The sequence below is a fragment of the Escherichia sp. UTM R2 genome (genome assembly GCF_048593455.1).
Classification (GTDB): Bacteria; Pseudomonadota; Gammaproteobacteria; order Enterobacterales; family Enterobacteriaceae; genus Escherichia; species Escherichia coli.
This window is the reverse complement of record NZ_JBFWDY010000002.1, coordinates 2,911,547-2,923,883: the sequence shown is the minus strand read 5'-3', so window position 1 is coordinate 2,923,883 and position 12,337 is coordinate 2,911,547. Positions and strand designations below refer to the sequence as shown.

The window sequence follows — 12,337 nt, the reverse complement described above, 5'->3', positions numbered from 1 at the left end:
ACGTGCGCATTCTTCCGTGATTTCCCCCATGATGCAATGGGAAACATGAAAGAATAACGCAGGTTTTGTCGATTAATCTGTGCTTTGTTCTGCCAGTCTGGCGATTTGTTTTGCCATTCCGCGAAAAATAAACAGATGCGCGGGGATCATCAATAACCAGTAAAACAGCCCCGGCATACCGTGCGGATGCCAGAAAGCGCGGACATCGATAGTACGATAGTCGCCTTTATCTTCCAGGCTAAAACACAGTCGTCCCAGCCCCGGCGCTTTCATGCCAAATAACAACGTAAGTTGTTTTTCCGGTTCAACGACAATCACTTTCCAGCTATCTACCGCATCGCCAGTCTGTAAATATTCGCGCTCCGGGCGGCCTTTCGCCAGCTTATGACCGATCGCGCGGTCCATCAACACCCGTGTCTGCCACAAAATATTGCCAAAGAAATAACGCTCTTTACCGCCGATTTGGTTCACTACCTGCCATAAAGCAGCAAGGCTGGCGGACGTTTTAACGGTAAACCCCGCCTGTTTGGCAAAATAACCGTACTCCGGTCGCCAGCGGGCAAAGGCCTGAGCGTCGTAGCCCCAGTCGCTGGAGTTGACCAGTTTTTCCTCCTCTTTCAACGTGCTACGTACCGCGTCATCGAAAGCGATCAGCCGTTGTGGGATGAGTGCACGTAGCGCGGTATCATCCGCCAGCAGATCGTGTTTCAGCCCCTGAATCAACGCCCTGGCGGTGGTGGGCGGTACGGAAGTAATCACATTGAGAAACCACACCGAAATCCAGCGGGTGGGGAGGGGGATGGGGATCAACCAGCGGCGCTTACCGCTCACCGCCATAAAATGTTCAAACTGTTGCTGATAACTGAGCACCTCTGGTCCGGCGGCTTCGAAGATGCGGTGTTCGCTGGCCGGATGATCTAACAACGCCACCAGATAGTGCAGCAAGTTTTCCAGCGCGATGGGCGTGGTGCGTGAACGTACCCAGCGTGGCGGCGTTAACACTGGCAGGTTGTAGACCATATCGCGCATGACTTCGAACGCCGCTGAACCTGCGCCAACGATAATTCCGGCCCGAAGTTCGGTCACAGGTACATTCGCTTCACGAAGAATGTCCGCCGTAGCCTGACGAGCACGCAGATGATCCGACTGCTCATGTGGCGGGGCCTGCAACGAACTGAGAAAGATTAATTGCTTAACTGGTACTTCACGTAGCGCATCGCGGACGTTGAGAGCCACCTGGCGCTCCTGAGCGATAAAATCGCCGCCTTCGCCCATGCTGTGCACCAGAAAATAGACGGTATCGATATCCTGCAACAGGGCCGGAAGGTTATCCGGCCAGCTGAGATCGACTTTATGGCAACTGACGTTTGCCAGTTGCAGCTTTGCAAGCCTGTCGACATGACGTGCCGCCGCCAGGATCTGATGCCCTTGCTGGCTGAGTGTGCGCACCAGATGCTGACCAATGTAGCCACTGGCACCGAGAACTAAAATGCGTTGCGGCACGTCTCTCTCCTTAACGCGCCAGGAATGCGCGCCAGTGGGCGGCGACTTCCGCCAGTTGTTCGCGCGAGACGTCAAGATGCGTCACCAGGCGGACAATCGGCGAGGCGTTAATCAGCACGTTTCTCGCTTTCATGTATTCGCCTAACGCGGCAGCATTTTCTTCCCCGACGCGAACAAACAGCATATTAGTGTCCTGACGCATCACATCCGCGCCTGCTTCACGCAGTTGCTCCGCCATCCAGGCGGCGTTGTCGTGATCTTCCTGCAACCGTGCGACGTTATTTTTCAGGGCATACATCCCGGCGGCAGCCAGAATCCCGGACTGACGCATCCCGCCACCGGCCATTTTCCGCCAGCGGATGGCACGTTTAATGTAATCACGATTACCGACGAGTAATGAACCGACTGGCGTCCCAAGACCTTTCGACAGGCAAATGGTGAACGAATCACAATATTGCGTGATCTCTTTCAGTTCGCAGCCGTAAGCCACCACGGCATTAAAGATGCGCGCACCGTCAACATGCAGCGCCAGATTGCGCTCGCGGGTAAATTCCCATGCTTCTTTCAGGTATTCACGCGGCAGCACTTTGCCGTTGTGGGTGTTTTCCAGACTGAGTAATTTGGTGCGGGCGAAATGGATATCGTCGGGTTTGATTTTCATCGCCACTTTATCCAGCGGTAGCGTGCCGTCGGCAGCCGCGTCGATGGGTTGCGGCTGAATACTGCCCAGCACCGCTGCGCCACCGGCTTCAAACAGATAGTTATGCGCGGCCTGACCGACAATATACTCTTCGCCACGTTCGCAGTGACTGAGCAGAGCGACCAGGTTGGCCTGAGTGCCGGTCGGCAGAAAAATGGCGGCTTCTTTACCGGAAAGCTCTGCGGCGTAGTCCTGCAGAGCATTAACGGTAGGGTCGTCTCCGTAAACGTCGTCCCCAACCGGGGCGGCCATCATTGCTTCGAGCATGGCGCGGCTCGGTCGGGTAACGGTATCACTGCGTAAATCAATCATGGCATGTCCTTATTATGACGGGAAATGCCACCCTTTTTACCTTAGCCAGTTCGTTTTCGCCAGTTCGATCACTTCATCGCCGCGTCCGCTGATGATTGCGCGCAACATATACAAGCTAAATCCTTTGGCCTGTTCGAGTTTGATCTGCGGTGGAATGGCTAACTCTTCTTTGGCGACCACCACATCCACCAGCACCGGACCGTCGATGGAGAAGGCGCGTTGCAGGGCTTCATCAACTTCAGACGCTTTTTCTACACGGATACCCGTAATGCCGCACGCTTCGGCAATGCGGGCAAAGTTTGTGTCGTGTAGTTCGGTGCCGTCAGTCAAATAGCCACCAGCTTTCATCTCCATCGCCACAAAGCCCAGCACGCTGTTGTTAAAGACGACAATTTTCACTGGCAGTTTCATCTGCACTACTGAGAGGAAATCGCCCATCAACATGCTAAAACCGCCATCGCCGCACATGGCGACCACCTGACGTTCTGGCTCTGTCGCCTGCGCACCCAGCGCCTGCGGCATGGCGTTAGCCATCGAACCGTGGTTAAACGAACCTAACAGGCGACGCTTGCCGTTCATTTTTAGATAACGTGCCGCCCACACCGTTGGCGTACCAACGTCACAGGTGAAAATAGCGTCATCGGCGGCAAAATGACTAATTTGCTGCGCCAGATATTGCGGGTGAATGGCTTTCTCGCTCGGTTTAGCTAAATCGTCCAGCCCTTTGCGGGCGTCGCGGTAATCTTCCAGCGCTTTATCCAGAAACTTGCGATCGGCTTTTTCTTCCACCAATGGAAGCAATGCACGCAGAGTCGACTTGATATCGCCGACCAGTGCCATATCCACCTTGCTGTGAGCGCCGATGCTGGCTGGGTTGATATCAATCTGAATGATTTTGGCATCGGTCGGGTAGAAGGCGCGGTAGGGAAATTGCGTGCCGAGTAGCACTAACGTGTCGGCGTTCATCATGGTATGGAAACCTGACGAGAAGCCGATTAACCCGGTCATTCCAACATCATACGGATTATCGTATTCGACATGTTCTTTACCGCGCAGGGCATGAACAATAGGCGCTTTAATTTTCCCGGCAAACTCAACTAACTCTTTATGCGCCCCCGCGCAGCCGCTGCCACACATCAGGGCGATATTGCTGGAATAACGCAGCAGTTGCGCCAGTTTGCGTAACTCTTCTTCTTCCGGCGTCACGACTGGTTGTGGCGCATGATACCAGTGCATGGTTGCCCCTTCTGGCGCAGGTTTTAACGCCACGTCGCCTGGTAACACGACAATCGAAACGCCACGGTTAAGCACCGCTTTGCGCATGGCAATCGCCAGTACTTGTGGGATCTGCTCCGGGCTGGAAACCAGCTCGCAATAGTGACTACATTCGCGGAATAGCTCTTGTGGGTGGGTTTCCTGGAAATAGCCGCTGCCAATTTCGCTGGAGGGAATATGAGCGGCAATCGCCAGTACCGGAACGTGATTGCGGTGGCAATCGAACAGGCCGTTGATTAAGTGCAGGTTGCCGGGGCCGCACGATCCGGCACAGACCGCCAGTTCTCCGCTAAGTTGTGCTTCAGCGCCAGCGGCAAAGGCCGCCACTTCTTCGTGGCGGGTGGACATCCACTCGATGGTGCCCATGCGATTAAGACTGTCACTAAGACCGTTCAGAGAGTCGCCTGTGACTCCCCAGATGCGTTTCACCCCTGCCGATTCGAGTGTTTTGGCGATATAAGCTGCAACCGTTTGTTTCATGGTTCTCCATCTCCTGAATGTGATAACGGTAACAAGTTTAGTTCATCTGACGGAGGGGGAAGGGATGGGAGAGAAAGGAGGCACTAACGGTTAAATAGCCCGATGAAAGGAATATCATCGGGCATAAGGCGATTATGCGAGAACCAAATCCCCCTGCGGATGGCAGGAGCAGGCCAGTACGTAACCTTCAGCGATTTCGGCGTCGGTCAGCGTCATTGTGCTGCTCACCGTATATTCACCGGAAACCACTTTTGTCTTACAGCAGCCGCAAACACCCGCACGGCAGGCAGCGACAACCGGAACGTTATTGCTTTCCAGCGCCTCCAGTAGCGTGGTGCCAACCGGGGCGTAAAATTCTCGTGCCGGTTGCAGTTTGGTGAATTTCAGACCGCTGGTCGCCGCTTCTGCTACTGGGGTGAAGAATTTCTCTTTAAAGAAACGCGTCACGCCGAGCGCTTTCACTTCCTGCTCTACCCAATCCATATACGGAGCCGGGCCGCAGGTCATCACGGTACGTGAAGCTAAGTCAGGTACACCTGCCAGCAGTTCGCGAGTGAGACGACCAGCGATAAAGCCTTCGGTAACGTTATTTTCTGCCACCAGCGTTACCGGATAGTTACGCCACTCATCGGCGAAAATAACATCCTGCGGCGTACGCACGTTGTAGATCACCCGCACATCGGCCTGTGGACGGTTCTTCGCAAGCCAGCGACGCATCGACATAATCGGCGTGACGCCGCAGCCTGCCGCCAGCAACAGGAATTTATCTTCTGCTTTATCGTCGCAGGTAAATTCCCCCATCGCGTCCGAAAGCCAGAGATAATCACCGCGTTTTACATCGCGCGTCAGCCACTGGGAGCCGACACCGTCATCAATCCGCCGCACGGTCAGGGTGATATATTCACTCACGCCTGGCGTGGAGGAAATGGTGTAAGCACGCAGCGTTTCCGCTGAGTTTCGCACGCTGACCAGTGCATATTGCCCGGCGCGATATGGGTAGTAATCGTGGCAAATCAGGGAAATCGTCCACACATCCGGCGTTTCTTGCGTAATGTGATGAACCTGCATCCGCCACGGGCATTGATTCGTTGGCATCGTCATCGACAAACTCCTTACGCGCTCAACAGTTGCTTCATGTCTTCTTCAACAGTGGTGATAGAACGCAGGCCGAATTTCTCGTTCAGCACCGCCAGCAGGTCTGGTGTCAGGAAACCAGGTGCAGTCGGGCCGGTGACGATATTTTTCACGCCCAGAGAAAGCAGCGTCAGCAGAATGACGATCGCTTTCTGTTCAAACCAGGAGAGCACCAGCGACAGCGGCAGATCGTTGACACCGCAGCCCAGTTTCTCTGCCAGAGTGACAGCCAGAATAATCGCTGAGTAAGCATCGTTACATTGACCTGCATCTACCAGACGCGGCAGACCTTCGATATCGCCAAACTCAAGTTTGTTAAAGCGATATTTACCACAGGCGAGGGTCAGGATCAGGCAGTCATCCGGCACGCTGGTGGCGAAATCGGTGAAGTAGTGGCGCTCGCCGCGTGCGCCGTCACAGCCACCAAGCAGGAAGATATGACGCAGTTTTTCACGGCTCACCAGATCAATCAGCGTATCAGCAGCGCCAAGCAGCGTCTGGCGACCAAAACCCACGGTGATAAGGTGCGGAATTTCGCTGTACGGGAAGCCTGCCATCTGTTGCGCCTGGGTGATAACCGCAGAGAAATCATCACCGTCCAGATGACGCACGCCAGGCCAGCCAACAATGCTGCGGGTCCAGATACGATCGTCATAAGCGCCTACGGTTGGGTCGATGATGCAGTTCGAGGTCATCACGATGGGGCCAGGGAAACGAGCGAACTCCACTTGCTGATTCTGCCAGCCGCTGCCGTAGTTACCGACCAGATGCTTGAATTTACGCAGCTCCGGGTAGCCATGCGCAGGCAGCATTTCGCCGTGGGTGTAGACATTAACGCCCGTGCCTTCGGTCTGTTCCAGCAGGTTGTAGAGATCTTTGAGATCGTGACCGGAAATCAGAATGCATTTACCCGCCGTCGCTTTGACGTTGACCTGGGTTGGCGTCGGGTGACCGTATTTACCGGTTTCGCCTGCATCCAGAATGCTCATCACTTTGAAGTTCATCTGGCCGATTTCCATTGAACACTCAAGAAGCGCGTTCATATCGGCAGGCCAGGTCCCCAGCCACGCCATGATTTTATGGTACTGGGCATAAATATCGTTGTCGTATTGACCGAGAACATGCGCGTGTTCCATATAGGCCGCCGCACCTTTCAGGCCATACAGGCACAGCAGACGCAGGCCGAGAATGTTTTCGCCAATCGCCGCTTTATCTTTGTTAGGGGTAAATTCTGCTGCCTGACGTTGCAGCTCGCCGAGATCGTCGCTCACCAGTTGCAGGTCAGCCATCGGGTTATCGACGCGCGCGTTGGCATCTACAGCCAGGCATTGCGCTTTCAGCGCCTCGCGCAGGGCAATCGCTTCACGAGCGTAGCCGACAATACGCGGAGAATCGAAGTTAACGTTGGTCAGGGTTGAGAAAAAGGCACGTGGCGCGAAGCTGTCAACATCGTGGTTGATGATGCCGTATTCACGCGCTTTTACCGCCCAGGCAGAAAGCCCTTGCAGCGCCGCGATGAGTAAATCCTGAAGGTCAGAAGTTTCCGCCGTTTTACCACACATCCCCTGCGCGTATGAGCAGCCGTTTCCTGCCGGAGTACGGATAGTTTGTTCACATTGCACACAAAACATGATCACACCTTTTAAAGTTATATTTAATATGCATGTTTAAGGTTAAGACGCTTAACGCGGGGATAAAAGGGATTTTTCATGCAACTTTAAGGGAGATTGATTTAGCGCAATTTTGGCGGCAGGGATCTACCGCCAGAGAGGTATTACGCAGAGAAAAAGGCGATGAGGATCGGCACTAACAGGCTAAGAATAAAACCGTGAACAATTGCCGCCGGGACCATATCCAGCCCGCCAGTACGTTGAAGAACGGGCAGGGTGAAATCCATTGATGTGGCACCGCATAAGCCCAGTGCAGTAGAGCGGCTGCGGCGAATCAGCCCAGGGATCAACATAATAGCAATCAGTTCACGGGCCAGATCATTAAAAAACGCCGCGCTCCCGATTACCGGACCAAAAGATTCGGTCAATAAAATACCGGAAAGAGAATACCAGCCGAAACCGGAGGCCATTGCCAGCGCGGTATTGATGGGGAGATCAAGAATAAAGGCGTTAATTAAACCACCAATTAATGAACTGACAACCACCACCACGGCGACAATCATTCCCCGGCGATTAAGGACAATCTGCTTTAAGGTCATGCCATTATTGCGCAACTGAATACCAACGAGGAAAAGTAGCAAAATTAACGTGTATTCACTGGCTTCGGTCGCGTGTTGTAAGAAAGCCAGTCCACTTAGACCAATGGCAAAACCAATCACTACTACGCCGCACAGTTTTAGCGACTCCAGCGCCATCGCAATACGCGACGGGAGTTTTTCTTGCTGATGGTGGTTGCGCCACGGCAGGCCTCGCTCCAGCCACATCAGGGCGGCAATATTACACAGTAAAATAACGGTAATACTGACGGCAGAATAATGCAGAATCGCCAACAGGTTACTGGCGAGGTTATCGAGAAACGCCAGACTGATACCCATAAAAAAGAGAATAAGGTAAACCATCCAGCTTAATAGCTGATTAATAACTTTTAACGCAGCTTGTTGGCGAAGCGGAATGAGGTAACCCACAATCAGGGGAACCAGAATGATTAACAGCCCAGAAAACATGAAAACCCAGTCCTTGCAAAGATGAAGTCGAAATGCGCGATGACACACTACTGAAAGCGGAAGGACGAGTAAAGTTGCAATTAAAAGGAAATGTTATGCATAAGGAGCAGTAGAGTATTCGTTTTCATTTAAAGATATTCTTGCGCTTTAATTACAAACTGCACCGATGTTGGTGGCGTCAAAATCGCCGAGGCGTTCCCTGAAGGCCGGGGCAGCCCACATGGATGTGGGCTGAGGGCGCGTTTTACAGGGATGTTACCTCGCGCCCGACCCGGTAGCCGTAAGGGATAAGTCGAGGGCACCGCGCAGCGGCGATTTTGTTCGCCAGAGCCCGGGGGTGCAGGGGGCGGCGGCGATTGGCCGCCCCCTGCGCGCTCCTTGCGCCAGTGGCAATATGTTGCTTAGCTCATGAAAGGAGCGCAACAAGATGATGAATCAACATATAACAACATCTTAAAAAAAGGCCTGACATTACGCCAGGCCTTCTGCGTTAATTAATCACGCTTTTCCAGCAGGGTCCGGTAAATCAGACCACCGATAATGCCGCCGACAATTGGCACCACCCAGAAGAACCACAGTTGTTCTAATGCCCAGCCGCCCTGGAAGATAGCAACCGCGGTGCTGCGCGCCGGGTTAACAGAAGTGTTAGTCACCGGAATACTGATTAAGTGAATCAGGGTTAAGGCCAGACCAATAGCGATCGGCGCAAAACCTGCCGGCGCGAATTTGTCGGTTGCGCCGTGGATCACCAACAGGAAACCTGCACTCAATACCAGTTCAACTACCAGCGCGGAAAGCATGGAATAACCGCCTGGTGAATGCTCGCCATAACCGTTAGAAGCAAAACCGCTGGCTGCCGCGTCAAAACCCGTTTTACCACTGGCAATTAAATACAGCAGCGCCGCTGCAACAATACCGCCGACAACCTGGGCAATTACGTAGCCAACGACTTCTTTTGCCGGAAAACGTCCGCCAGCCCATAAACCAATAGTGACCGCCGGGTTAAAATGACCACCAGAAATATGACCAACAGCAAAGGCCATCGTCAGAACGGTCAGACCGAACGCCAACGCCACGCCGGCAAAACCAATGCCTAATTCCGGGAAGCCTGCGGCCAGTACAGCACTACCACAGCCACCAAAAACAAGCCAGAAAGTACCAAAACATTCAGCTGCTAATTTTCTGAACATATCCACCTCAATTAAAAATTGACCCTGTGAAAAATATGGTCGTTTTATAGGGTCGTCGTAAAAAAGTGACGACGGAAATAATGCGCGGCTATTTTAAAAACGAAGGCGAGTCATTCACCAGATAAATAAATCCAGTAAATTTGATTTAGGGCAACAGCGGGTTGCCCCATATAGTCATTTGTCTGATTGACAGTGTAGTGCACGCAAAAGATTTAATCCTTTAGGCGTAATAAAAAATAATTTATCATGCTAATTATTTGATTTTGTTGTTTTTGCAGACTTATCAGCAAGAGGGAGTATACGCGATTATTCGCTCATTTTTCAGACATTTGCCATGCTTAAATGTGATGTCATCACGTATTAGCAAGGCCTTTCCCGTTATACTGCCAGCGTAAAGGATAAGTCACATATTTCTGGAGGGGATATGATTCTTGAGCGCGTTGAAATTGTGGGTTTTCGCGGTATCAACCGTTTGTCGTTGATGCTGGAACAAAACAACGTCCTGATTGGGGAGAACGCGTGGGGTAAATCCAGCTTGCTGGACGCCTTAACCCTGCTGCTATCGCCAGAATCAGATCTCTACCATTTTGAGCGCGACGATTTCTGGTTCCCGCCGGGAGATATCAACGGGCGAGAACATCATCTGCATATTATTTTGACCTTCCGCGAATCGCTGCCAGGCCGACATCGGGTTCGCCGTTATCGGCCGCTGGAAGCGTGCTGGACGCCATGCACCGATGGCTATCACCGTATTTTTTATCGTCTGGAAGGGGAGAGTGCGGAAGACGGCAGCGTGATGACACTGCGCAGTTTTCTCGATAAAGACGGACATCCGATTGATGTCGAGGATATTAACGATCAGGCACGCCATCTGGTGCGTTTAATGCCGGTGCTGCGCTTGCGTGATGCCCGTTTTATGCGCCGTATTCGTAACGGCACGGTGCCAAATGTCCCTAATGTGGAAGTCACCGCGCGCCAGCTCGATTTCCTCGCCCGTGAGTTATCCTCACATCCGCAAAATCTCTCTGATGGGCAGATTCGTCAGGGACTTTCCGCAATGGTACAGCTGCTTGAGCATTATTTCTCTGAGCAGGGGGCCGGACAGGCGCGATATCGTTTAATGCGGCGGCGAGCCAGCAATGAGCAACGAAGCTGGCGCTATCTGGATATCATCAACCGGATGATTGACCGACCTGGTGGGCGCTCGTATCGGGTTATTTTGCTCGGCCTGTTTGCTACTTTGTTGCAGGCAAAAGGCACATTGCGACTGGATAAAGACGCCCGTCCATTGTTGCTGATCGAAGATCCAGAAACCCGTTTACACCCCATTATGCTTTCAGTTGCCTGGCATCTGTTGAATCTTCTGCCATTGCAGCGCATTGCCACCACCAACTCGGGTGAGTTGCTTTCGTTAACGCCGGTAGAGCATGTTTGCCGACTGGTACGTGAGTCCTCGCGCGTTGCCGCCTGGCGTCTGGGGCCGAGTGGCTTGAGTACCGAAGATAGCCGACGCATATCCTTTCACATTCGTTTTAACCGTCCGTCATCGCTGTTTGCACGCTGCTGGTTGCTGGTGGAAGGGGAAACAGAAACCTGGGTTATCAATGAACTGGCGCGTCAGTGCGGACATCATTTTGATGCCGAAGGGATCAAGGTCATTGAGTTTGCCCAGTCCGGGCTAAAGCCACTGGTTAAATTTGCCCGCCGAATGGGGATTGAATGGCATGTACTGGTCGATGGCGATGAAGCAGGGAAGAAATATGCCGCTACGGTACGCAGCCTGTTGAATAACGATCGGGAAGCCGAACGAGAACATTTAACGGCGTTACCGGCGCTGGATATGGAACATTTTATGTATCGCCAGGGATTTTCCGATGTGTTCCACCGCGTGGCGCAAATCCCGGAAAATGTACCGATGAATCTACGCAAAATTATCTCGAAAGCGATCCATCGCTCTTCCAAACCCGATCTTGCCATTGAAGTGGCAATGGAGGCAGGACGTCGTGGTGTGGACTCCGTACCGACGCTGCTGAAAAAAATGTTCTCACGCGTGCTGTGGCTGGCGCGCGGTCGCGCGGATTAACCGCGAAACATCGTGGCCATTTGTGGCTGAATAGCGTCGAGCATCTCATAGCGCCGACGGTATTCAGCCCGTTTTTTACTGGCGATTTCGGCAATCTCTTTTCGTGCTATCTGTGCTGGAAGGCGGTAATGGCGTTCAGCATCACATACGCCGCCAACCGATTCCCAGAAAGCGTTGTAATCAGCGTGGATCTTGCCTTCTTTATCGCGATAACGCAGGCTGCGGTAAATATGCGTTTCATTGCTGACGGCAATAATCTGCTCTACCTGCAAACGTTGGGCAAACAGACAGGCCGCTTCCATCACGAGGCGTTTGGGAAATAGCCCGTGGCAGGCTTTCGTCGCATTCTGGATTTCCTGATGTGGAATTTCCCATTTTGCGCCTTGCAGTCCGCCAATAAACATCGTTCTTTTCCCCTGATATTCACACAGGGTAAACGTGATCTCTGCCAGAGGAATACCTTCGCTGTTGCGGAACAGGATTGTGCTGTCACCTTCTTTATCCATTGAGATCATCATGGTCAGCTCAAGCGTGAACTGCTCGCCGTTTTTGCCTTCCAGCTTCGCCAGTTGCAGCCCGGGGGTATTCAAATATAAGCTGAATTCTTCCGCCGACATACATCCGCGGAGTAACGCATAATGGTAACGTAACGCCTCCAGCAATTGCTTACGGCTAAGATTCGCCGCAAGGTAAGGGCGATGCAGACGCACAGGCAGTCGCGGCTGGCGCGTTAACAATACATTGAGATTAGGCCAGTGGGAAAGTTCGTTCATCCACTCAACGCTTAAACGCGGCATAATCAACGAGCGCAGCAAAAATTTCTGGCGAAAACTACGGCGATGCCAGAATTTACCCGGCCGACACTGTCCACGTGCCAGACTAAGAAAAAGTGACAGGCTGCTGAGAGATTCAGATGGCGTAAAGGTCCGTTCAGTTAGCTGCGACATATTCATGAAATCAATGGTTATACATGACGTCGATTTCAC

At 52.7% G+C, this 12,337-nt stretch carries 9 protein-coding genes; 1 reads left to right on the top strand and 8 read right to left on the bottom strand.

Annotated features, from left to right (window positions below; genetic code table 11):
• Positions 1-72 precede the first annotated feature (72 nt).
• The 7 genes from AB4H76_RS14965 to aqpZ all read right to left on the bottom strand — a co-directional run bounded on the left by AB4H76_RS14965 (position 73) and on the right by aqpZ (position 9,268).
• Positions 73-1,503, bottom strand: coding sequence for an SDR family oxidoreductase (locus AB4H76_RS14965; RefSeq protein WP_001136560.1), 1,431 nt, complete (start codon positions 1,501-1,503; stop codon positions 73-75).
• A 10-nt stretch (positions 1,504-1,513) separates the two neighbouring features.
• Entirely contained in the window at positions 1,514-2,515 is a 1,002-nt protein-coding gene (gene ltaE / locus AB4H76_RS14960) for a low-specificity L-threonine aldolase (protein ID WP_000566372.1), read from the bottom strand.
• A 36-nt stretch (positions 2,516-2,551) separates the two neighbouring features.
• The gene (gene poxB, locus AB4H76_RS14955; RefSeq protein WP_000815335.1) at positions 2,552-4,270 is read right to left on the bottom strand and encodes a ubiquinone-dependent pyruvate dehydrogenase; all 1,719 of its coding nucleotides are present in this window, start codon (positions 4,268-4,270) and stop codon (positions 2,552-2,554) included.
• A gap of 132 nt (positions 4,271-4,402) precedes the next feature.
• Entirely contained in the window at positions 4,403-5,371 is a 969-nt protein-coding gene (gene hcr / locus AB4H76_RS14950) for an NADH oxidoreductase (RefSeq protein WP_000178677.1), read from the bottom strand.
• Positions 5,372-5,382: 11 nt separating this feature from the next.
• Positions 5,383-7,035 carry a hydroxylamine reductase gene (hcp, locus tag AB4H76_RS14945; RefSeq protein ID WP_000458809.1) on the bottom strand — a complete coding sequence of 551 codons (1,653 nt, stop codon included), beginning with the start codon at positions 7,033-7,035 and terminating at the stop codon, positions 5,383-5,385.
• 143 nt (positions 7,036-7,178) lie between these two features.
• On the bottom strand, positions 7,179-8,078 hold the full coding sequence (gene lysO / locus AB4H76_RS14940) for an L-lysine exporter LysO (RefSeq protein ID WP_000491142.1): 900 nt from the start codon (positions 8,076-8,078) through the stop codon (positions 7,179-7,181).
• Positions 8,079-8,572: 494 nt separating this feature from the next.
• Positions 8,573-9,268, bottom strand: a complete 696-nt coding sequence (gene aqpZ / locus AB4H76_RS14935; RefSeq protein ID WP_001298299.1) for an aquaporin Z — start codon at positions 9,266-9,268, stop codon at positions 8,573-8,575.
• 424 nt (positions 9,269-9,692) lie between these two features.
• Here aqpZ and AB4H76_RS14930 point away from each other — a divergent pair, with 424 nt between their 5' ends.
• Complete coding sequence (locus AB4H76_RS14930) at positions 9,693-11,351, top strand: ATP-dependent endonuclease (RefSeq protein ID WP_000599806.1); 1,659 nt, start codon at positions 9,693-9,695, stop codon at positions 11,349-11,351.
• Here the strand turns inward: AB4H76_RS14930 and AB4H76_RS14925 are convergent.
• Entirely contained in the window at positions 11,348-12,304 is a 957-nt protein-coding gene (locus tag AB4H76_RS14925) for a VirK/YbjX family protein (protein ID WP_001355621.1), read from the bottom strand. The genes AB4H76_RS14930 and AB4H76_RS14925 overlap by 4 nt on opposite strands.
• Between the last annotated feature and the right edge of the window lie 33 nt (positions 12,305-12,337).

What these genes read in the sequence shown, in the direction of transcription:
- hcr (WP_000178677.1), bottom strand. Translation starts at nt 5,371, where the DNA reads ATGACGATGCCAACGAATCAATGCCCGTGGCGGATGCAGGTTCATCAC.
- AB4H76_RS14925 (WP_001355621.1), bottom strand. Translation starts at nt 12,304, where the DNA reads ATGAATATGTCGCAGCTAACTGAACGGACCTTTACGCCATCTGAATCT.
- lysO (WP_000491142.1), bottom strand. Translation starts at nt 8,078, where the DNA reads ATGTTTTCTGGGCTGTTAATCATTCTGGTTCCCCTGATTGTGGGTTAC.
- AB4H76_RS14930 (WP_000599806.1), top strand. Translation starts at nt 9,693, where the DNA reads ATGATTCTTGAGCGCGTTGAAATTGTGGGTTTTCGCGGTATCAACCGT.
- ltaE (WP_000566372.1), bottom strand. Translation starts at nt 2,515, where the DNA reads ATGATTGATTTACGCAGTGATACCGTTACCCGACCGAGCCGCGCCATG.
- poxB (WP_000815335.1), bottom strand. Translation starts at nt 4,270, where the DNA reads ATGAAACAAACGGTTGCAGCTTATATCGCCAAAACACTCGAATCGGCA.
- aqpZ (WP_001298299.1), bottom strand. Translation starts at nt 9,268, where the DNA reads ATGTTCAGAAAATTAGCAGCTGAATGTTTTGGTACTTTCTGGCTTGTT.
- hcp (WP_000458809.1), bottom strand. Translation starts at nt 7,035, where the DNA reads ATGTTTTGTGTGCAATGTGAACAAACTATCCGTACTCCGGCAGGAAAC.